General features: G+C 59.2%; 27 protein-coding genes. All 27 read right to left on the reverse strand.

All coding sequences use genetic code 11. From position 1 onward, the window contains the following. Positions 1-2 precede the first annotated feature (2 nt). Positions 3-2,162: a discoidin domain-containing protein gene (locus tag ACIGG6_RS02405; RefSeq protein ID WP_399841877.1), complete on the reverse strand. Its 2,160-nt coding sequence runs from the start codon at positions 2,160-2,162 to the stop codon at positions 3-5. Then, on the reverse strand, positions 2,155-2,307 hold the full coding sequence (locus tag ACIGG6_RS02410) for a hypothetical protein (RefSeq protein WP_399841879.1): 153 nt from the start codon (positions 2,305-2,307) through the stop codon (positions 2,155-2,157). The genes ACIGG6_RS02405 and ACIGG6_RS02410 overlap by 8 nt, the downstream gene beginning before the upstream one ends. Next, positions 2,304-2,627 carry a hypothetical protein gene (locus ACIGG6_RS02415; RefSeq protein WP_399841881.1) on the reverse strand — a complete coding sequence of 108 codons (324 nt, stop codon included), beginning with the start codon at positions 2,625-2,627 and terminating at the stop codon, positions 2,304-2,306. The genes ACIGG6_RS02410 and ACIGG6_RS02415 overlap by 4 nt, the downstream gene beginning before the upstream one ends. A gap of 25 nt (positions 2,628-2,652) precedes the next feature. Then, positions 2,653-3,063, reverse strand: coding sequence for a hypothetical protein (locus ACIGG6_RS02420; RefSeq protein WP_399841883.1), 411 nt, complete (start codon positions 3,061-3,063; stop codon positions 2,653-2,655). 1 nt (position 3,064) lies between these two features. Further along, positions 3,065-3,637 carry a phage tail protein gene (locus tag ACIGG6_RS02425; RefSeq protein ID WP_399841886.1) on the reverse strand — a complete coding sequence of 191 codons (573 nt, stop codon included), beginning with the start codon at positions 3,635-3,637 and terminating at the stop codon, positions 3,065-3,067. Further along, positions 3,634-3,960 (reverse strand): head-tail joining protein, encoded by a 327-nt coding sequence (locus ACIGG6_RS02430; RefSeq protein WP_451923646.1) that lies wholly within the window; start codon positions 3,958-3,960, stop codon positions 3,634-3,636. The genes ACIGG6_RS02425 and ACIGG6_RS02430 overlap by 4 nt, the downstream gene beginning before the upstream one ends. Beyond that, positions 3,960-4,952, reverse strand: coding sequence for a major capsid protein (locus ACIGG6_RS02435; protein WP_399841892.1), 993 nt, complete (start codon positions 4,950-4,952; stop codon positions 3,960-3,962). Before ACIGG6_RS02435 ends, ACIGG6_RS02430 begins: the two co-directional genes overlap by 1 nt. 79 nt (positions 4,953-5,031) lie before the next feature. After that, complete coding sequence (locus ACIGG6_RS02440) at positions 5,032-5,397, reverse strand: head decoration protein (protein WP_399841894.1); 366 nt, start codon at positions 5,395-5,397, stop codon at positions 5,032-5,034. A gap of 54 nt (positions 5,398-5,451) precedes the next feature. Beyond that, positions 5,452-6,597 (reverse strand): head maturation protease, ClpP-related, encoded by a 1,146-nt coding sequence (locus tag ACIGG6_RS02445; protein ID WP_399841895.1) that lies wholly within the window; start codon positions 6,595-6,597, stop codon positions 5,452-5,454. Next, on the reverse strand, positions 6,597-8,078 hold the full coding sequence (locus ACIGG6_RS02450; RefSeq protein ID WP_399841898.1) for a phage portal protein: 1,482 nt from the start codon (positions 8,076-8,078) through the stop codon (positions 6,597-6,599). The genes ACIGG6_RS02445 and ACIGG6_RS02450 overlap by 1 nt, the downstream gene beginning before the upstream one ends. Positions 8,079-8,080: 2 nt before the next feature. Further along, a complete protein-coding gene (gene gpW / locus ACIGG6_RS02455) occupies positions 8,081-8,308 on the reverse strand; it encodes a gpW family head-tail joining protein (protein ID WP_399841901.1) in 228 nt (75 codons plus the stop codon). An 83-nt stretch (positions 8,309-8,391) separates the two neighbouring features. After that, positions 8,392-10,464, reverse strand: coding sequence for a phage terminase large subunit family protein (locus tag ACIGG6_RS02460; RefSeq protein ID WP_399841904.1), 2,073 nt, complete (start codon positions 10,462-10,464; stop codon positions 8,392-8,394). Next, entirely contained in the window at positions 10,457-10,960 is a 504-nt protein-coding gene (locus ACIGG6_RS02465; RefSeq protein ID WP_399841906.1) for a DUF1441 family protein, read from the reverse strand. Before ACIGG6_RS02465 ends, ACIGG6_RS02460 begins: the two co-directional genes overlap by 8 nt. A 378-nt stretch (positions 10,961-11,338) precedes the next feature. After that, positions 11,339-11,761 (reverse strand): hypothetical protein, encoded by a 423-nt coding sequence (locus ACIGG6_RS02470; RefSeq protein ID WP_399841908.1) that lies wholly within the window; start codon positions 11,759-11,761, stop codon positions 11,339-11,341. Further along, entirely contained in the window at positions 11,758-12,108 is a 351-nt protein-coding gene (locus ACIGG6_RS02475) for a phage holin, lambda family (protein WP_399841910.1), read from the reverse strand. The genes ACIGG6_RS02470 and ACIGG6_RS02475 overlap by 4 nt, the downstream gene beginning before the upstream one ends. A 27-nt stretch (positions 12,109-12,135) precedes the next feature. Beyond that, positions 12,136-12,687 (reverse strand): glycoside hydrolase family 104 protein, encoded by a 552-nt coding sequence (locus tag ACIGG6_RS02480; RefSeq protein WP_399841911.1) that lies wholly within the window; start codon positions 12,685-12,687, stop codon positions 12,136-12,138. Between the two features lie 384 nt (positions 12,688-13,071). Then, on the reverse strand, positions 13,072-13,689 hold the full coding sequence (locus ACIGG6_RS02485) for a hypothetical protein (protein WP_399841913.1): 618 nt from the start codon (positions 13,687-13,689) through the stop codon (positions 13,072-13,074). 29 nt (positions 13,690-13,718) lie between these two features. Further along, positions 13,719-14,234, reverse strand: a complete 516-nt coding sequence (locus ACIGG6_RS02490) for a VRR-NUC domain-containing protein (RefSeq protein ID WP_399841915.1) — start codon at positions 14,232-14,234, stop codon at positions 13,719-13,721. Then, the gene (locus tag ACIGG6_RS02495) at positions 14,231-14,665 is read right to left on the reverse strand and encodes a hypothetical protein (protein WP_399841917.1); all 435 of its coding nucleotides are present in this window, start codon (positions 14,663-14,665) and stop codon (positions 14,231-14,233) included. Before ACIGG6_RS02495 ends, ACIGG6_RS02490 begins: the two co-directional genes overlap by 4 nt. Then, complete coding sequence (locus ACIGG6_RS02500) at positions 14,658-14,966, reverse strand: hypothetical protein (protein WP_399841919.1); 309 nt, start codon at positions 14,964-14,966, stop codon at positions 14,658-14,660. The genes ACIGG6_RS02495 and ACIGG6_RS02500 overlap by 8 nt, the downstream gene beginning before the upstream one ends. Next, positions 14,963-15,190, reverse strand: a complete 228-nt coding sequence (locus tag ACIGG6_RS02505; RefSeq protein ID WP_399841921.1) for a glutaredoxin family protein — start codon at positions 15,188-15,190, stop codon at positions 14,963-14,965. Before ACIGG6_RS02505 ends, ACIGG6_RS02500 begins: the two co-directional genes overlap by 4 nt. Continuing rightward, positions 15,184-15,312: a hypothetical protein gene (locus tag ACIGG6_RS02510; protein ID WP_399841922.1), complete on the reverse strand. Its 129-nt coding sequence runs from the start codon at positions 15,310-15,312 to the stop codon at positions 15,184-15,186. Before ACIGG6_RS02510 ends, ACIGG6_RS02505 begins: the two co-directional genes overlap by 7 nt. A gap of 139 nt (positions 15,313-15,451) precedes the next feature. Then, positions 15,452-16,024 (reverse strand): hypothetical protein, encoded by a 573-nt coding sequence (locus tag ACIGG6_RS02515; protein ID WP_399841925.1) that lies wholly within the window; start codon positions 16,022-16,024, stop codon positions 15,452-15,454. Then, positions 16,011-16,298, reverse strand: a complete 288-nt coding sequence (locus ACIGG6_RS02520) for a hypothetical protein (protein ID WP_399841926.1) — start codon at positions 16,296-16,298, stop codon at positions 16,011-16,013. Before ACIGG6_RS02520 ends, ACIGG6_RS02515 begins: the two co-directional genes overlap by 14 nt. Next, a complete protein-coding gene (locus ACIGG6_RS02525; RefSeq protein ID WP_399841929.1) occupies positions 16,295-17,047 on the reverse strand; it encodes a hypothetical protein in 753 nt (250 codons plus the stop codon). The genes ACIGG6_RS02520 and ACIGG6_RS02525 overlap by 4 nt, the downstream gene beginning before the upstream one ends. A gap of 2 nt (positions 17,048-17,049) precedes the next feature. Further along, positions 17,050-17,682 carry a replication protein P gene (locus ACIGG6_RS02530; RefSeq protein WP_399841931.1) on the reverse strand — a complete coding sequence of 211 codons (633 nt, stop codon included), beginning with the start codon at positions 17,680-17,682 and terminating at the stop codon, positions 17,050-17,052. Between the two features lies 1 nt (position 17,683). After that, a complete protein-coding gene (locus ACIGG6_RS02535) occupies positions 17,684-18,685 on the reverse strand; it encodes a DnaT-like ssDNA-binding domain-containing protein (protein ID WP_399841934.1) in 1,002 nt (333 codons plus the stop codon). Positions 18,686-18,697: the final 12 nt, after the last annotated feature.

The following is an 18,697-nucleotide window of genomic DNA, read 5'->3' on the forward strand; positions in this document are numbered from 1 at the left end:
CCTCACGGAGTCTGATAGGCAAAGCGGTAGTTACCCGCGCTCACGGTGCGGAACGTGACCTGATCGTTAAACCATGTGATCTTTACGTCGCTTGGAGATTGAAGTTCCCAGCCTGCTTTTAGATCCACGTTAATGGTCAGGTCACTAATGCTGGCAGCGTCAACTGTTGGGTCTGGCACAGAGAGTGCGTAGGCAAATGCGAGTGCGTCTGGCGTGCCATCTTCGGTACCGGCGAATAGCGGTTCCCACTCCGCCCAAGTGAGCGCGTTAAGCGTGGCGGCGCTCATGCCGCTGGCAAGCAGCGCGTCGGCACTGGCGGTATCTGCTGCTAGCCCGCCGAGTGATACCCACGCGGTACCGCTCCAGGCGTACCAGTCGGTGCCGTTGCGGCTGACGGCGACGCGTACCGTGCCTGCACCTGTTTCGGTGGTGGTTAGGGTGGCGGCGTTGATTTCAGACCATGCGCTGACTGATCGTGGTTGTTCAAAAGCGATTTGGTTGTAGGGTGTGTAAGTGGTAATGATAGTGGTTGGCCCAGATGACACAACGTGCAGTGACTCCATCCCCCCGATAGCAGAGATTGGTATATCTCCCGAGGTGGTAGTCCCTCTGGCAATAATATCTTCAGGTGTGGCGGGTGTGGCAACTTGCGTTAAAGCGCCCCCTGTAGCTGAGTAGTATTGCAGATTACCATCTCTGACAAGAAATGGCTCACCTGATGTGATAGACAGGGAGGTTATTAGATTAAACTGACCCACAACAACACCATACTGAGTGGCAGTGGTGCCTGTAATCACAAGCCTATAATGGGAGTAAGCATTGGTGTTACCAATATCTTCAAACAAATGTGAAACTGCGAATCCTGCCGCAGCTCCGACAACAGTATGCAACGAGACCCATGTTGTTAGGTCATTTGATGCTTCAAGAGTCCAGTCTGTGGGTGAGCTATCTGCTGATGCACTATCCTCACGGCTAACTAACTGATACCCCGTCACTAACTGCGGACTCTCAAATGATACCTGCAACCATTGAGGAGATGAGATTGTTGGCAGTCCATTAGATGCCCAATTACCTAGCGTTGGCTCTCTATCAAATGCCATCCATTTCGCAAATGATGCCGAATAATCAGAGGACGATGAAATGCTTAAATTGCTGGGGGTTGTTGCACTGGTTAGCCTCGGTACTAAATAGTATGAATTTGTATTAGGAAACGGGTCGAGTCCCGGGGGTTCGGTGTATGCTATTGATGAAATAGACAACAACTGACCATCCGCTCTAACTGGCGACGAGTAAAAACTTCCATCTGGAGCTGTGGTGTACGTTTGTCCAGTGTAAGGCGACAAATCCACATCCCAAACCAGCGCCCCCGTCTGCTGATAATCCGTTTCCGAATCTGCGCCAAACGTTTCAATAAAAATGCTCTGGTTAGTCGCAGCCGTACCCTCTTTCAGAGCAAACGCCCCCAAATCAAACGCATACTGAGCGGCAGGCAGCGAAAATACATGCACCTGCCCCGCCGCTGATCCATTTCGCCGCTCAACCGTGAAAGGCCCACCGCTGCCAGGGGAGGCGGCAGGCACCCAGGCACCATCTTTTCGATTATGAGGAATACCATTGATCGGCGCGTCTTCAATGCCTGCGGCGGGCAGCTGGGCGGCAGGTACTTTACCCGAAGCATCCAGCGTGGCCACGCCATCAGCGGTGCCTTTTTCAGTCGCGGGTATAGCGCCTACCTGAGACGCGTTGTAATCGCCCGCTTGCGGGGTGACGTTGCCAGTGCGGCCATTAAAGCTGTTGACCCCGCCTGTTTGCGCGTTGCCTAGCAGCGTCCAGTTGGCGGCAATGCTCGGGGCTGAGTCGGCATCCAGGCCCCAGGCGTCTCCGGTGTCTGACTGGTAGGCGATGGTGAGGTCGGGATGCACGGGCAGCGCTAACCGCGCCGCTTCATCGGCCACCACGACTTTACGGCCAGCGGGAATATCGGGTAGCTGAGCGGTGGGTACTTTGCCGGTGGCATCCAGCGTGGCCACGCCGCCCGCGCTGCCTTTTTGCGAGGCGTCGAGCTTGAGCGCCACTTTATTGGCTTCGGCAATCGCGAGATTCAGTTTGTTACGAACGGAGAGACCCGTTTCGCCGTTTGAAATTGTGCCGATGCTAGCCATTCCACACCTCGCTATCTATCCATTGCCCGCTGTCTTGCCATGCGCCAGTACGCAAAATCCAATTACCGGTAGGTGGCGGCGCTGGCGGCGTGGCGTTTAGCCAAATGCCCAGCCAGATACCGCGCCAGATGGGTTTAAAGATCACAGCGTCACCTCCCAAGTGCTGGCACCGGTACTCACCAGCCGAAGCGCGGTAATGGCCCCTACAGCGGAATCACCCGTTGGCTCGCTCACATCCCCCGCCGACCACGGCAGCCAAGTAGCCGTGCCCGCATCCACGGCGGCGTAATCGCTGAGTGTGTATTCCACGCGGGCCGATGCGCCGGGGGTGACCGTTACCGCTACCGGACGATCCACGGCAGGCACGATTAACGGCGCGCTGGTGGCGTCGGTCACGGTGGCCGAGTGAAACCAGCGCACATCGGTACGATCAGGCAGGCGCTTGCTCTGCATCTCTTCATACATGGGGTGTTCCTCTCTTGGGTTGCGCCTACTGCGAATACGGGTCGCCAATCCGATGCGACCAGCGCACGGTCAGCACCAGGTCAACGCCGATAATGTCGCTGCCCTCTTCGGGGTAGTAGATGGTGCCGCCTGCATAGGCAACATCCTCCGCCAGCCCGCCTAGCGTGCGGTCGCTGCCGGTGGCCGTGGCAATCAGCTCGGCTAGAATCGCGTTGCCCTGGGTGCTCCACTGGCGGTGGTCGCGGTCCGCTTGGTGCACGGTCTCCACCGTCACTTCGGTGGTAACGTCCACGCCGCCGTAGCGGTTGCGCTCCACGTTGCCATCACTGCCGTCCCAGATACTGCGCGCCGGCAGCGTGTCGATAATGCTGTTGGCGCGCTCAGCGTTCAGCCGCGCCGCCAGGGCGGCGATGATCTGCTCTCTAATCGGGGTCATATCACTGCCGTTTGAGTAGCTGTTCGGCCTCATAGCCCAGGCGCTGCATCAAGCGGTTGCCGCTAGGGGCTTGCAGGTCGTCTTTAACATCGGTGAATACTTGGCTGGTGGAAGGGCCATACAAAACCTTTAGCCCTTCGCTACGCCCCAGGCCGGGGCCGTACTGCGTGCGAATGGCAATCGCCTGCACGCCATTTTTGAACCGGATAAAGAACGCGCCGGGCATCCGCTTCTTGCCGCCGGTCGGCTTTACCTGAACACCAATATCCCCATTCTTGTACTGCCGATGGGGGTAGCGCGTGAGCAGCGTTCCGCGCGCGGGCGTTTGGATCGCGCCGTTCAAACTGTTAATCGTCGCTCGCTTAACCTTTAGCTTTTCCCGCACGTAACCCGCTTTGAGCTTGACCTGCTTGCGGATCTCTTTGCTGGCTTCGGTACGGGTGACGTTCAGCGTGTGGTTAATAGCGCGACTCATGGCGCGGGGTGCACCATTTTTTAAGTGCAACAAGTCTTGCTCGATGCGCCTAATAGCCGCTTTATCAACCGTGATTTTGATGGGGGTGGTTTGGCTCATAGCCGCTCCTGGGTGACTACCCACGTCACCAGATAACCGTCATCGTTAGCCTTCTGGCCTAACCGCCAGCCGGTGCCGTTAACGGTGACCACATCGCCGCGCCCACCTTCGCCTAGCTCGCTGGTGTAGCCCGTTAGCTCGGTGCGGGATTCCATCACCATGCCCTGCATCCCCGCCACCGTGCGCTCTACATCGCGGTCGAGTATTACGCTAACGGTGATGGGCGTGCCGTTGTGGGGGGTGTAGGTGGCGGTGTCGCTGTCGGTGAGGTGGGTCATAACCGCCTCATTGAGGCGGTTAGTCAGGTTGCCAAAGCGGCTCATTATGAGGCCGCTTCTTTTAGCTTGATCACCGCCTGCGGGCGAGTGCAGAGGTGCAGCGGGTTAGACTGCGCTTCCAGCTCAACGCCCTTGTTGTGCGACAGCGGCTCGCTTGAGCTGTACAGCGGCAAGCCCAGCGTGTTGACCGCATCCATGTAGTCAGCCGGTGCAAAGCGGGTGATAAACAGTTCATCGGTACCCATCGGGAAAGCGTAGGCTTCGGTTTCTGGGATAAACGCCTTGCCGCCAACGTGGCCACGGTAGCGCTCAAACATCAGGCCGCCGAACGTGAACGACTCGCGGCCATCGGCACGCAGGCGCTCAGACTGCTGGTACATGTAGGCTTCGCGCACTTTGGGGTGAGCCACTAGCTTGCGCCAGAAACTCGCGCCGCATAGCACGGTAGCGCCTGAGAAAAACAGATCGCCCAGGCCCTTCTCGATCTCTTCTAGCACGTCCAGGCACTTCATCTGAACATCAGTGGTGTCGGTGTTCAGCGCAAACGCGATGGTTTTTTGCGTGATACCAAACGCGCTGTAAAGGTCTGCCAGCACGGTGGTGCCGTCCGCGTCCAGAATCTGGCCTTTGATCGCGCCAATGCGGTGGTATTCGTGGGTAACATCAATGCGCTGCGCCATCTTGGCTAAGCGGGCGTTGACCACGGACTGAACCGCCTGCTCTTGGTCTTCCGTGCCGAAAGCACGCACGTTCTGCACTTCGTCAGCCAGAACAGTGGCAGTAGTCGGTAGGTGGTGCGCCGTGAAGGTAATGCCGGTGCGCTTGTTAGCGCCCACCACGGTACCGGGTGCGCCGCGCTCTTTAGCGGGTACCAAGCCCAGCTGGTGGCCTGACTTCTCAATCACCATCGACGTTGTGCGGGAGCCTTCTGCCTGGAAGATGCCCATTTCCGCGAGACGGCGCGGCTGGTATTCCACGTCGTTGATGGCGGCGGTTAGTGACGCCAAGGTAAAAATATCGTTATCAAAGATGCCCATGGTTGGCCTCTCTCAGTAAATTGGGTAACGGATGCAGGTTGCCCGGATGGGCACTCGATATGGGGGAGTTAAACGCGGCTTAGCGGATGATGACGCCTAGGCCAATCAGATCGTTGGTGCCTGCCGTGATCTGCTCTTCGGTGGCGGCATCCGGCCAAGTCAGTGCTTCGCCATGCACCTCGCAGGCGCGAACATGGACTACGCAGGGCTTGGGCGCTTCGCTGGCATCTACGCTCGCGTAAAGCACGGCCTTGGCGGTTTCGGTGCCGTCTGCGGCGGCAGGCGCTAGCTGCACGTAGTTGCCCGCGCCGTTTAGCGCCAGCACGGTGCCCGCTGCTAGGTTGCCTGCGGCCAAGGTGCCTTGCTCACGCGAGCGCGCGCCGTTGGCTTCAGATACGATGTGCTCGCCAGTGTGACGGCCTTCGGTAAATGTTTTGCTGGCCATGGGTCGGCCTCCTTCTGTGGCTAGGTAGATGCGGGGTGAGGAAAGCGGCGAGGCTTACGCCTGCGCCTTGCGGTTGATGCGGGCGTAGATCTTGTTGTGATCTATGGCCGCACGGTGTCCGCCTTCGGGCGAGTGGCTGCTGTGGATACTGCTTTGGTTGCCGCTGGCAGCGGCTACGTCGTAGATATATTCGCTGGCCTGCGCTTGTGCCATGCCGTTATCAATCAGCTTTTCCATCAGCTGCGCTTGGCCAGTGGTTTGGCAGGCTTTGACGATGGCGGTAATGCGGGTGCGCTCTGCGGCTACCGCCTCTTTAACCGAGTTATCGATCTGGATTTTCCCCGGCCCCGCTGCCTTAATCTCATCAAGCAGCGCTTGTGGTATATCTTCAATTTTGGTGAGCGATGAGGGTGCCTGCTGCCTTAGCGCAATAATCTGATCACCCAGATCAGCGGCTTGGGCCTCGGCTTCTTCTGGCGTCATATCGAACGCTAGGGCGAGGGCTTCCGCTGCTGTCATCGTGGCGGTAGTGCTGCCCGCCAGCTGCGCTTTCAGCTTGGCGATTTCACCCGCTTGCTCTAGCTGTTTCATGAACAGCTTGGGATCAGCGCAGGCAACGGCTTTCAGCTGCGAATCTGCTTCGGTGGCAAAGCCCCATTCAATGGCCTCGTCTGCCCCTAGGAAGGTGTCGCCTTGATCCAGTAGCGCGGCGATCTCTTCTTTGCCTTTGCCAGTGGTGGCGGCGTAAATATCCACCATCGCGGCATCAATAGTTTTGAGGTTGCGGGCGGTCTCTTCCATTTCTTGGGCGTTGTAGAAACCCAGCATCAGGCCGCTGGCTCGGTGGGTCATCATGGTGGAACCAATCGCCATGGAGCGTGTGTCACCGGCCATCATGATGATGGTGGCAATACTGGCGGCGGTGCCGGTTACCCGTGTGTGCACCTTGGCTTGGTGGTTGCGCAGGTAGTTGTAGATACGCACACCGCTAGCCACGTCACCGCCGGGGCTGTTGAGCTCCACGGTGATTTCGTCCAGTTCACCAAGGGCATCGATGGCGGCGATAAAATCGCGGGCCGGTTGCTCGCCGGTAAAATCAGCAATCCAATCAGGCGCCCAGTCACTGCCAATCGGTTTATCAATCGAAACTAGGGCTTTACGCGGGTTATCCGCCAAGGCTTGTGCTTTAAACCATGTCATTAGCTGTTTTCCTCTTCTTCGGTGGCGGCCACCAGCGCTTCAAGCGCTGCCTGCAGGGAGCCGTTCTTGGCGGTGATGCGTGGGTCGGAATCAAGCACCAGCTTGTGCTTGTCGGCGCTGGTGTTGCCTTTTTGGATCTCGGCGTCGAGCTGATCGAGCGACCAGCCACGTTCGCCAGCGGCTTCTGAGCGGGGCTTGAACCCGGCGCGTACCTCCATTAGGTCGGCGGTCACTTCTTTGAGCGGGTCTACCCACGCCCACTTCGGTGCTATCCAGTCAATGGCGAGGTAGCTAGCGCGGCGCTGCCAGTAGTCGGGGATGCTCAGCGCACCGCTGGTCACGGCCACATCGAGCCATTGCGCGGCGATGCGGCGACACCACTGGTGCACCAGCAGGTGTGCTTGCAGCGCCTCAGCCCGCCGGCGGAATTCCAGCAGGCCAGCGCGAATACTGGAGTAGTTGACGCCTTTCAGGTCGCCGGTTAGCTGTTCGTAGGTAATGCCTGCGCCAGCAGCCACGGCGAGTAGCTCGGTGCGCAGCCATTCGTTGTAATTCGCGCCAATGTCGGGTGGGTCAGAGAATGTTACGTCCTCGTCATCTTCCAGGTAGTGGATGCCGCCTGGGGTCAGTTCGTCCATCTCCTCGCCGCCCTCACCCGGCATGGAGACCTGGGTGCCGAAAAATGGGCCGTCGTCTTCGGGTTCGTGATCTGTTTTGCGCTTCACGAACGCCCCAAACAGATTGGCGAGCTTTTGGCGGGCGAGCGTGGCGTCCTGCATTTCGTCTATTTCGTACAGCCGCACAATGACGCTTGTTAGCTCTGGCACGCCACGTAACTGCCCAGAGCGTGTGCGGCGGTACATGTGGATGATGTTGCTAGCGGGCACCGCGACGCGGGTGTTCATCTCGCTAGTGAGCTTTTCATGCGGGTGGTGCCGCCAGAGGTGATATGCGCGGCGCTGGCCGATACCGTCAAACTCAATGCCCATACGAATCAAGCGGCCATCAAAGGCGCGGCTGTAGGCAGGGTCGAGGTGTTCGGCTTCAATCACCTGCAGCTGCATGGGCACGGCAAGGCCATCGCTCACGCGGCGGTAGCGGACGCGCCCTAGCGCTTCACCGGCTTCAAACTGTGCGCCAGCAGCCAGAGCCTGCAGGCCGTAGAAATTATCAACGCCATCGGCGTCGCATTCGTTTACCCAGCGATCCCACAGCTGCTGGATTTCATCGTTGCCCCACTGCGGCTTAATGCCGGTGCCGACCAAATTAGCAACATAAGCCTCTTTGGCTTTACGGGCGTAGGCGTTGTTGCGGATGGCGTTATGGCTGCGCGCCTGAAGCATGGGCAAGCTGCGCTCGATAGGGCCATTGGGGCCGGTAATCGTATTACCTTTGCCTGCCATGCGGCGCTTGGTGCTCGCGCCATCATATTGGGCTTTAACCCCTAGCATTGAGGCCATGCGCTTGATCGTCTTGAGCATGCTTATAGCCCCTTCGAGGTGATCACTTGCCGAGTGCGAGAGCGGCGCTGGCGGTTTTGAGCGCTAACATCCGCAGCGATGTGGCGTTCTAGGCTGCGCAGCTTGTCAATGTCGGCCTGCCCATAATCAACGGTGCGCCCGTTGTGGGTGATGCGGGTAACGCGCTGCCCGGACGCCAAATCGAGAATGGCCTGGCGCACCTGGGCGAGGTTGTCGGCGGTGTAGGCCATGATGTGGCTCCTGTTAATCTGCACCCAGCAAGCGGGCATGAAAAAGCCCGCGCGGTGGCGGGCTTGGTGTTTCTCATCAGATACTATCCGCGTGGCTTGACGACGCGCCGGCGGCGTTTCTTTGTTGGTGCTTTACTGCGCAGCTGCTCGGTCACGGTGGCGTTGTCTGCATTGGGCGCGAATACCAGCATGTTGGCGTCCCACTGTTCTGCCCAGGGTGGCGGTGCGTCCCAGTTGATCTTTTCGCCCTTGAGCAAAATAAACACCGTAAGGTTGTATACGCAGAGGTCAAACGCTTCGTTGGGGCGCTTGCCGGGGCGCGACCATTTGCCGGTGGCGGGGTCGCGTACTTCATAGGTCAGCTCTTCGTACCACCAGCGGCCTAGCCATGCGGGCGTGTGCAGGTAGCCTGCGCCTGGGTTGTCGCGGTCCATCATTGCAGCCACGGTGTCTTTCAGGGTGTCGGTGCCTAGCATGTAAAGCGGCACGTCGCCCTTGGCGCTGCTTTTTCTGTTCTTGCGGCCTGTGTTGTCGGGTAGCGTTTTGCGTACCCGGCTAGGCGTTTTGCTACTAGCTCCCTTGACCAGATAAGCGCGGCTTTGCAGGCCATCCCGCGCTAAACGCCGGTACCATTCATAGGCCTGGCTGGTAACAGACTCCTCGCCCTCGCCTTCGCCGCCGGTATCCACGGCCATGGCTGTGATGGGCATGCGGCGGTCACTGCCATCGGCTAGCCGATAGGTGCGCTTGAGCACGTCGCGGGTTAGCAGATCCCAATCTTCTGGCTGGGTGGCGGGGTTAATGGGGCGCGGTGGCTCGTCGTTATTGGGGCCGCGGTCTTCCTTGATATTGAATCGGTCGACTACCCATGTTTCACGGTTCGGCCCCCAGCCGTGAACCTGCACTACAAAGCGGCGATCCTTGCCGCCCTGCACATCAACAGCAGCGGTGAGAAAGCGCACGCCATGGGGCACGGTGCGGCGCTCCACTTGCTCGGCACGGTCTAATAGCCGCTGGCTTGAGCGTTGCGTAGCGGCACGGCGGTATTGGTATGGCCTGCCCCAGTCAGTGTTGATAACAGTTTTGAGCGTTTCCTGGCTGCTGGTTTGCTCATACGTTTCTTCGGCGCGCTTGAGCTTTTCAGCGAGGCTTGACCAGCTTTGAAACGCGGCGCTTGGGCCTTCCATCCAAAATGAGGCAATGCGGGCTTGGCGGCGCGTGCCGATCAGCTCGCCCTCTAGCGTGAGCTCCATACCCTCCGGCACCCATCGGCCATCTAGGTTGAGCTGCCGCTTTGCCTTGGGTTCAATCTCGGTTCCGCAATGCGGGCAGAACACGCATTTCGACCCCTGATTGAAGTTGTCCATCGTTGGCGTGAACCAGCGCCTGCACGCTGACTCTGGGCACTGCCAGTACCACAAGCGGCGGTCGCCCTGGTTGAACAGATCCAGAATGCCCGTGGTGGGCGGCGCCATGTGCGGTGAATCCGCAGGGCGTATCCAGTCGGGGTCAGTGATCTCACGGCCTGGGCTGGATTCGGCTAGCGTCATACCGGTAGAGCCGAATGTCTGGGTGCGCTTTCCTGCGAGCGTGAAGGCATCACCTTCGCCGTCGATGTTTTCCGCGAGGCGGTCAAAGTCGGTTATCAGCACGAACTGGTAGTCAGATGACGCCAGCACGTTCTTTGATGGCCACTTTATGCCAAGGTAGTTGCCAGCACGAAACGTCTTGTCGTGGACGTTGTTATCGTGACCGCGTGGGCTAAGCCGTTTCGCTAACTCTGGGGAGTGCTGCAACATCCGGTCGATGCGTTTCTTGCTGAACTCTCGCGCTTTCTCTTCCGAGATCTGCACAATCAAACCATCGCCTGGGTCGCAGTCGATTTTATAGGCGACGTAGCCATCCACTAGCGCGTTGGTTTTGCCTGTTCGTGCTGGGCCTGCGAATATCACGGCGTCGTATAGACGGCTACCCATGCAGTCTAATGGCTCGACCATGTAGGGCGTGGCCTCGGGACTCCAATCGCGCACAGTGCCGTCACCACCCACTACCTTCATTCGCTCGGCAGCGGCTTGGCTTGCTCTTATGCGGCGCGGCGGGCGTATTAATTCAGCAACGTCACGACGAATGGCGGCAGCGCTAGCTAGACTACTCATCAAGCGCCTCGTCATCGTCGATTATGGATTGGTACATCATTTCACGGAGCGCGTCGGTAGATTGCTCAACCAGCTCAATGGTTTCAGGCGAAAGGCCTGCGTCACGCTCTAATAGGTCGGCCAATGAATCCAGGCCGCTCGCCACGGCTTTAGCGAGCCGCGACATTTCCCTGTGGGCTTCTTCTGCTGGCACCAATAAACGGAGCTCTTTTTCCAGCTTGATGCGCTCAGTCTCTGACTGAAACCACGCTTTCCGGTCGGTCGGGATGAGGTCGTCAACATCAATTCCACCAGAGGAGCTTTGCCGACGCTCAGCTGTCAACGCATCAACTATATCGGATAGCCGATAAACAGGATTGCCGCGACGCGTTCCAGCTGGGGCGATTGCCGCATCCTTAATCACACCAGCAACAGTGCGGCGATCTCGGCCAATTGCCTCAGAGATGCGAGAAATGCTCCAGGTGTAGGCCTGCTCCGTGCTGACAACCTCTCCCATGATGAACCCTCACCTGTACATCTATACTATTTTTTAGCCCCTCTCTATGTACAGCTCGCTCAGGCCGTAACCAGCGCAACCATGCGGATTCTCACCACCTGCGGTGGAGCGGCCTGAAACCCCGAAAATTTGCCGAATTCCGGGAGTCTGCGCCCCCGTGGCCCCGGTACGGCCGCCCAGGAGGACCCGCGATTTTTTTTCGCACCAACATGGTGAAAAAACAACACAAATGAGAATTATTCTTTTTTGCTGTAGTTTTTCAGGATTTCCAGCACAGCCCCCCGGTCTGCGTTGAACTGGCGGCGCAGCGCCTCATATTCAGCGAGCAATAAGAGCAGCCCCCGATTGCTCTGCAGCTTGTGCTCAGGTGCTGGCAGCTCACTGGTTAGATACCCCGGCACTATCGGCGCTTGGCACTGAGCCCACCCCCCGGGGGGTTTGGAGTTCGCGCACCCAGTCAGCAATACCAACAGGCAGATCGTCATCGAGCCATTCGCGCGCTTCAGCATCGGTCTCTCCCAGTCGTTCAAGCGCCGCTGTGCTGGCGCGTATGTCGTCAGCAATGATGGTTAGTGCACGGTCTCGCTCTGCCAGCGCATCGTTCAGCGTTTGGATCTGCCTACGCTGAAACTGCTGGTGACGCCTGAGTATCTCTGCGCGGTCGTTCGCATGCTCGGCCTGCATCTCTGCACGGTCACGCTCAGCTGCCACGCGCTGCATGTACTGGTGCTGGAACACCGAGAGGCCTATCAGTACCGCTAACAGCCAGGGCGTTACACTGCCTAGCAAGCGGCCGATCATTTCAGCCACCTGCCGATGATCTTCTCGTATAGCGCGTCGATGCGATCACGCACCCACTCAACACCCAGGAACGCGATAGCTGCGCCCACGGCTACCGCCATGTCTTGGGGCATCCCGAGGTAGCTAAGTAGCGGCATTAGCGCTAGCGTAAGAAACCCGCACAGCACCGCCTCCAGCAAACTCTTCATGGGCCGGCCTCCTGCGTGGATGGCGCGCACCAGAGCGATCAGCATTGCAAGACCCGCCGCGTAGATTTGAGGCCATAGGCTCAGCACTACGTTTAACAGTGCCTGCCAGTTGTTAGGGTCTCGGTTAGGCATTGCGTCAGGCTCTTTAATTAAGTGCATGTTGGCCACCTCAGTAGCCGTTGAGTGTTAAGCGCCTCGGCGCTTCAGCATCGCCCGCTCGTACCATGTCTGATCTGCATCACACAGAACTCCTTTGGAGCGCTTGAACTCAAGCAGCAAACGCTCCAATGAATATTCGTGCTGGCCATAACCGGCCCCAGGCAGTGACGCCCAGATATTCCGGCACCGATGGATAGCGTCAGCAATGCGCCCCTCTTGAATGATCAGCAACGCCTTCTGCTCGCGTATCTGCTGGATTGCGCAGCGATCTTGGCTCAATGGGCCAAAATCCGGCAGGCTTAGCTGATCTCGATAATGGTTCCAGTACCGGCTTAGCTGCTGATAACGCCCTGCAGCGGTTGAGCTAAGCCCCTTCCGGATTTTTACCAGCTTGCGCGGGTGGTCGGCATAGCCATCCATGAGGATCAACTTGCCGGGTAATGACCCAACGATGACCCGATACCCGTTATCGGTACGCGGGTCGCTCAGCATGGGCTTGCCGATCTCGGCAAACGCCAAGGTGTCGAGAAAGGCGCACACGTTGACGCCGCCCGCTTGGGCAGGAGTGATAACAGGCATAGAGTCACTTGATGTAAGAAAGCGCCAGCACGAAGGGGTAAGGCGAAGCCAGGTGGCAACGCAAGGGGAAAGAGTGCCGGTTACGCTTCCGGCGCTGCACTGTCAGCCGCTCGGTCTCTGACGGTGGGCTGCGCTCAGTGAGTGCGCATACGTGTAACCCAGGCATCATTTGGTTTATTAACGGTCACTGGCTTGCCAACACCAGCTCGGGACGCGCCCGACTCCCGCCCACAAAAAAGCCCCGCCGGGTAACCGGCAGGGCTTTATGGTGTGTGGCGGCTAGCGACATTCAGCGCCAGCCTATAAAAACGATAGCTCAACCGTTCCGGCGTTGCAACACTTAAAGACAGATACAGTGAGTTATCTAAGCAGATACAGTGCTTGTTATCCCAAGCTAACCAACATAATCATTTGAGCGCGGCCCTCTAATGCTGCTCGCTTTATCGCCTGACCGTTCTTGAACAACGGCACTAAATGCTTAGTTTCGATGGGCTGGCACCAGCCCGACTCATGCTTGATCATGTCATAACACACCAGTGTCTTACCGTGCATAACGCCAGGCGAAAAACCTAACCGCTGTGCATATGTGCAACAATCATCGGCTATCTGGTCGTAACTCTTTCCCCAAGGGCCGGTAACGCGTCGATCTGTCTTAGCCGCCTGAATTAGCGCCGCCAGCAAGTTGCGCGGCGTCAAGTGGGCATAGTCGATGAACTGGCGCGCTTCTTCATGGGCGGCATGCAAGCGTATGCCGCGATCATAAGCAATGACCAGTGGGTCAGCGGCGGCAGCGCAGCCACCAGGATGCTCCCCAAGCTTTGCCGTAGAGCTAAAAGGTTGGAAACCTGGGTTCTCATGGGCGTACCAAGTCCGGCGTTCTACTTCCATATCAAGAACGCGGCTCACGAACACACGTGCCGCTTCCGGGTCATGCTCTGGGTGACTGCTACGCGCCAGCGCTCGCAGACCACGAATACTCATACGCTCATAGTTGCGCGCCATGCTCACCTCTTTCATCAATGCCATGCCCATTAGCCCTTTCTCCACTCGGTACCGCTATTCATCACCTGACGCTGCCCCACCACCTGCGTGCGAGGCCAGCTCGCGTATTCCCTTAGCACCGCCTTGGCTTCATCGATACCCCGCGCCAGCACAGCGCAATAGCCCTCATACTCGCTGCCTTCCAGCCACGTGAATTGGCTATCGCTCAGATCGGCATCACGTGGCGGGGTTGCCTTAAACTCCAGATAGAGACCGTGCCAGCCGCCACGCGCTTGACGCACCGGAAGATCGGAAACACCCGCCTTAGCGCCCTGGCGTTTCATCGCGGCCGCCGTTTTGTAGCTGCGAACGCCGCCGTTCGGTACGTGATATATCGCGTCGAACAGCTCCCCGACCGGCTGGCCGCGCATCTTCTCGCCTTGTAGCCAGCGAATTACCACGGCCTGCTCATTACCCTCCCAATCCACCGGCTTTTTACGGGGTGTGCCGTCCTGCTTTAGAGCGCGTGGGCGGCGCTTGCTGGCGGGTAGTCCGCGAACCGTCATACCGCACCCCCGGCAAAATTCAACGCCTTAACGGCTTCATCAATCGATTCGCCAAAACGCTTGGCTCTAACGTACGTGTGAACGTTGTTATAAAGGCGGCGGTTTTCCTCGCTATGCCAGAATTTCGCCGGAACATCTCGGCAAAAGTCGCTTAGCTCAAAATCGTAATAACGCTCTAAGGCCCTATGCGAGCCAAAACAGTTGTTATCCACATCGACCGGATAACCAGTGCCGTCCCAGGGATGCACCGCCCTTACTGACTGCCCACCCATAAATGAGTTACTTCCCTCACCACGAGGGCCGATGTAGCTGACGACATCACCTAATTGCACGTAGGGCTCTCGCCCCATCGCAAGTGCTGGAACACGAACCCCAGACGCAAACAGCGCCCCAAGCAGCTGCAGAAACCTACGGCGTGATAGCTCAAACATTGGAACCCCCTTGGCGTTGGCGCTGCTGGCGCTCCCACTTGCTATAAGCCGCCAGCACCTTCTCCAACATGGCGGCGGCTTCGACGTTATGATCAAGCTCCGCACGGCTCTGGATGCCACACGCCTTGCGAAGCCACCGGGTAGCGCCAGCGGCTTTATGCGTACCGTCTGGAAACTCGCTAGCGCTCAACTGGTGCTTAGCGCGCCAGCGGTGATCGAGGTACAGCCAAAAGCGCGGGTTCTGGCACAGCATCGCGGCGCGGCGGGCGTTCTGGCCGCCCTTCTGCGTGGTATCGCTCACCGCTCACCCCCTAACGTCTCAATCAGATCCGGCCGAAAATCGCACCAGTGCTTATCACCCACGACAACCACCGGCATAGCGCGATACCCCAGCGCCTTCACAGCGGAAAGCGCCTCCGGGCTTTGGGTTACGTCATGGCTTTGATACGCGATGCCGCGCTTATCCAGCGCCCGCTTGGTGGCGTAGCACGCCGGGCAGTTGGGTTTTGTGTAGACGATCACCACGGCTCGCCCTCCTCCTGGTTATCCGGCCCTTCTTCGCTGCCGCAAAACGCCAACACGGCAGACGCGACGGCAAGAAACATCCCGGCCAGCACGCCAAACAAGAAAATGATTACGCCGTCCACCGGGCACCTCCTCGTTGCCTACGGCGCAGGCAGTGCTTGCACGCGGGCAATGGCTCACGCGTGCCGGGGTCGCGGAATTCGCTGGGCGGCTTGCGGTACTGGCACTCCGGGCATTTGGGTTGCTGGTAGGATTGGCGCATCACTCGGCACCCCCTAGCGCCACCAACTGCTGCGCGGTCTCCATCAACCAGTGAAGATCTCGCCACGCTTCCGGCTCGCCTGCCTCGTGGGCCTGCTTTGCCTGCGCCAGCAACGTGGCGTTCATGGCAGCGCAGCGGTTGAGCAGATCGTCAGGTAGCGGTGCGCCGATGCGCTCCACCGTGGCGCTAAACTCTTGGGCCTCTGCCTCCTGAAACGCCTTGGTTTCGCAAGCGCTGCAACTGCCCTCTAGGAACTCCACCTCATCAGGGGTGAGTACGGCCTTGCACTCATCGCAGTGCTTGGGCTGCTCTTCCACCTTTGGCGCCGCTACCAGCACCTCCTCACCCAGCGCACGCTCTCCCTCACGCGTCGGCAGCCACGCCTCATCCCCAAACACCACCAATCCGCGCTTTTTGAGGGCCACCAGCACGTCAACGATCCGCGCTTTTTGCTTGGTATCCTTAACGCTCATGCCCACATGAACGATGGAGGTCTTAGCGCCTCGGCGCGTTTGGCGGTGCTCGTCGCAGATCAGCGCTAACACATGGCGTTCGACTTTACTCAGCGGCATAGGTAGCACCTCCGGTCACGTAATAGCTCTCCAGCAGCGGCAAGGCGGGCAGCTCGCGTGCCCCGTACAGCGTGAGGCGGTAGGCGTAACCTGACGAGCGCTCCGCAAACTGCTGTTCCACCAGCGCGTCGCACGCCACCCGCACCTGGTGCAGGGAGACGGGCAGCTTGTGGGCATGGGCCAGGGCGGTGAGGTGCCGGGCATCACAGGACGCTGAACGCGCCAGCAGGCGCAGGACGATGTTTTGATGATCGATGGGCTTTAGGATGCTCATGCCGCACACTCCAAGCCGATCAACGTAACAAGCTCAACAAAGCGAGCGCGGTACCAGTGCGGTTGCGTCTCCCTCGGGGATTGCGGGCTGACGACATTCTTTCCGTAGGCCAAGCCTTCATTGGTGATGCACCAGAAGCGCTTTTCTTTGCCGCCTGAAGACTTACGGCGGCGCTGTTCTAACAGGCCGATCTGACGCAAGCGCTCATTGAAGGCGGCAGCGGCGCATTTAACGCCATACTCACGCAGAAGCTGGGTAGCGCTAGCGGTATCCATCGCGCCCACATGACCAGGGGCGCTATCTTCGGTGTAGTCGGGCAAAAAGCTGGTATCGGCACCGGTGGCCTTGCCTGCCTTTTGGAGCATGACGACCTTGCCAGATTCGGAAGGGCGTAGAACGGTAATGGCTAGCTCACACAGCGCCATGGTGGCGGGGATGCTGGGCAGAGCGTTACCAGACTCAATCGCCTTGATCTTTTCCAGCACAGAACGGCGAACCGCTTTTGACTCTCGCATTGCCACAAGCAAGCACTGGTCATGGTTAAGCTTGTAGGCGGTGGTCTTCGTGCCGTTGTGATTTTCAACTACGAAAGTTTCGTAGTACTCCCCCTCCAGCTCATCAGTGACGCGAGCATGGAAGTCGTTGCGGCGCAGGCCGCCCTGCCCATGCTCATGGCGAGAAGCGTTAATCACATCCAGTAGCTCAAGGCTACTCATGGTCACGCTTTGGCTTTTCAACATCTGATTCATCGTTAACGACCTCCCAGGGCAGCGCGTAGCGAGCGCATCCCTTGCTCTGAATTCATACGGGGCGGCATGCCCGCCGCTTCGGCTTGGCGCTGTGCGGCTTCGCGGCTGGCGCGCTCGGCAAGCTCAGCGCGGTTCTTCTGGCTGTCGTGGCCGATCAGCGTGCGCGCTTGCAGCTGCTCGCCAGCCATCACTCGGTTAACCAGCGCCGCGTACTCGCTGCGAAACGTGCGTTCCAGCTTGCTGGTGTGGGTACCACTGCTGCCGTGGGTCAGATCCCACCAGCCCACGGCAGCGCCTGCCATGCGCACCGCTTCATGGCTCCAGCGGTGGCGGCTGGGCTGGTGAGCATTCGCCACCACCTCGCGCCACGCCTCCCCCTCACTGGGCAGGCCCATGTCTTCCGGCTTCGGCTGACACATCGCGGCAAACGCCAGCGGCGTGGGCGGCCATGCCTCGGTACCGGCGCGGGCCGCGTCTTGGATCTGCTGGCGCACACGGCGCAGGCCGATACCCAGCTGCCCTGGTGCCAGCGGCTGCAGCTCTGCCAGCCACGCACCGGTTTCATCAAACGCGCCCCACTGGCTAGCGAATTTGGAGCCGTACAGCTCGCCCAAGGCGTTGAACAGTTCGTCCACCTCAGCCGCCGTGATGCGCGGGGTACCATTCGCCGTCGAACGTGTCTCCCGCTCCTGGCGGCGCTGTTCCTTGCGAGGCGGCTCTCGCCTCTTGAGCGGTGAGACGGCGTTTTGGAGTGCTGCTGCGGCGGTTTGCATGGGCGTTGCCTCCGGTGGTGGTCAGGGCGGTTTGCTGGCGCTTGGCGTTCTCAGCGACCCAGCGCACAAAGCGGCGGGTCCAGTCGGCATGGGTGGCGGTGCGGGCGGGCTGGGCAGCGAAGTGTTCGCGGAAGTCGAGCAGCGCATCGTGAACGTTGGCATCCGGGGCTAGCCCGCGCTGCCAGCAGGCCGTGGCGTAGGTCTCCGGCTCGGGTTCCCACGCCAGTGTCATCGCGGTTTTGCGAGGCAGGGCCGGATCGTCGGCGGCGGGTTCGCCATCGTCGGCTTGCTGGGCGGCACGTTCGAACACGGTTGGCTCAGGCGCGCACGCGTCAGAGAGAGTGGGGGTTACTCTCTGTTGTAGTCTCTGTAAGAAATCTCCGTTTGGGCGGTTCTGTGCGCTCCGCTCGGGAGATTCTTGTATCTCCGGTTGGGAGTTTTCAGTTTCTCCGGTTGGGAGATTCTGGGCAGCGGCGGGGGGTTCGGGCTGTTTTTCGGCCCCTTCATCGCCCAGCGCCAGCGCTAACTGCTCGGCAAGAGCGGCGGTGTTGACGCGGTACCACGTTTTAGCAGGAACGCCCTTGCGCACCTCTTCCAGCACGCCAATCTGGGTCAGCTGCTTGCGGGCTGTCACTTGCTGCTTAGCGCTCATACCCGTTTCAGATTCCCAGCTATCGTGGTCGCCCTGCTGCTCTTTCCAGAACCAACCATCACGCTTGGATGCAGTGGGCGTATTGGTCAGGAAAAGCGCCTGGCTAAGGAAGATAGCGCCCTGCACCGTTACCCCAGGCAAGCGGGTAAACACGGGCTGATACGCCACAGGGCGGCCCAATAACGCAGGCAGCATAGCGGCAGTTATGCTCATACCGCACCCCCA

The organism is Vreelandella lionensis (genome assembly GCF_044543515.1).
GTDB classification, from domain to species: domain Bacteria; phylum Pseudomonadota; class Gammaproteobacteria; order Pseudomonadales; family Halomonadaceae; genus Vreelandella; species Vreelandella lionensis.

Bases quoted from the DNA above. Each gene is read 5' to 3' on its own strand.
- ACIGG6_RS02435 (WP_399841892.1), bottom strand. From the start codon at position 4,952: ATGGGCATCTTTGATAACGATATTTTTACCTTGGCGTCACTAACCGCC.
- ACIGG6_RS02490 (WP_399841915.1), bottom strand. From the start codon at position 14,234: ATGACGGTTCGCGGACTACCCGCCAGCAAGCGCCGCCCACGCGCTCTA.
- ACIGG6_RS02405 (WP_399841877.1), bottom strand. From the start codon at position 2,162: ATGGCTAGCATCGGCACAATTTCAAACGGCGAAACGGGTCTCTCCGTT.
- ACIGG6_RS02460 (WP_399841904.1), bottom strand. From the start codon at position 10,464: ATGAGTAGTCTAGCTAGCGCTGCCGCCATTCGTCGTGACGTTGCTGAA.
- ACIGG6_RS02470 (WP_399841908.1), bottom strand. From the start codon at position 11,761: ATGATCGGCCGCTTGCTAGGCAGTGTAACGCCCTGGCTGTTAGCGGTA.
- ACIGG6_RS02445 (WP_399841895.1), bottom strand. From the start codon at position 6,597: ATGACATGGTTTAAAGCACAAGCCTTGGCGGATAACCCGCGTAAAGCC.
- ACIGG6_RS02420 (WP_399841883.1), bottom strand. From the start codon at position 3,063: ATGACCCCGATTAGAGAGCAGATCATCGCCGCCCTGGCGGCGCGGCTG.
- ACIGG6_RS02475 (WP_399841910.1), bottom strand. From the start codon at position 12,108: ATGCACTTAATTAAAGAGCCTGACGCAATGCCTAACCGAGACCCTAAC.
- ACIGG6_RS02415 (WP_399841881.1), bottom strand. From the start codon at position 2,627: ATGTATGAAGAGATGCAGAGCAAGCGCCTGCCTGATCGTACCGATGTG.
- ACIGG6_RS02485 (WP_399841913.1), bottom strand. From the start codon at position 13,689: ATGGCGCGCAACTATGAGCGTATGAGTATTCGTGGTCTGCGAGCGCTG.
- gpW (WP_399841901.1), bottom strand. From the start codon at position 8,308: ATGGCCTACACCGCCGACAACCTCGCCCAGGTGCGCCAGGCCATTCTC.
- ACIGG6_RS02440 (WP_399841894.1), bottom strand. From the start codon at position 5,397: ATGGCCAGCAAAACATTTACCGAAGGCCGTCACACTGGCGAGCACATC.
- ACIGG6_RS02495 (WP_399841917.1), bottom strand. From the start codon at position 14,665: ATGTTTGAGCTATCACGCCGTAGGTTTCTGCAGCTGCTTGGGGCGCTG.
- ACIGG6_RS02425 (WP_399841886.1), bottom strand. From the start codon at position 3,637: ATGAGCCAAACCACCCCCATCAAAATCACGGTTGATAAAGCGGCTATT.
- ACIGG6_RS02520 (WP_399841926.1), bottom strand. From the start codon at position 16,298: ATGAGCATCCTAAAGCCCATCGATCATCAAAACATCGTCCTGCGCCTG.
- ACIGG6_RS02480 (WP_399841911.1), bottom strand. From the start codon at position 12,687: ATGCCTGTTATCACTCCTGCCCAAGCGGGCGGCGTCAACGTGTGCGCC.
- ACIGG6_RS02465 (WP_399841906.1), bottom strand. From the start codon at position 10,960: ATGGGAGAGGTTGTCAGCACGGAGCAGGCCTACACCTGGAGCATTTCT.
- ACIGG6_RS02535 (WP_399841934.1), bottom strand. From the start codon at position 18,685: ATGAGCATAACTGCCGCTATGCTGCCTGCGTTATTGGGCCGCCCTGTG.
- ACIGG6_RS02450 (WP_399841898.1), bottom strand. From the start codon at position 8,078: ATGCTCAAGACGATCAAGCGCATGGCCTCAATGCTAGGGGTTAAAGCC.
- ACIGG6_RS02515 (WP_399841925.1), bottom strand. From the start codon at position 16,024: ATGCCGCTGAGTAAAGTCGAACGCCATGTGTTAGCGCTGATCTGCGAC.
- ACIGG6_RS02430 (WP_451923646.1), bottom strand. From the start codon at position 3,960: ATGAGCCGCTTTGGCAACCTGACTAACCGCCTCAATGAGGCGGTTATG.
- ACIGG6_RS02525 (WP_399841929.1), bottom strand. From the start codon at position 17,047: ATGAATCAGATGTTGAAAAGCCAAAGCGTGACCATGAGTAGCCTTGAG.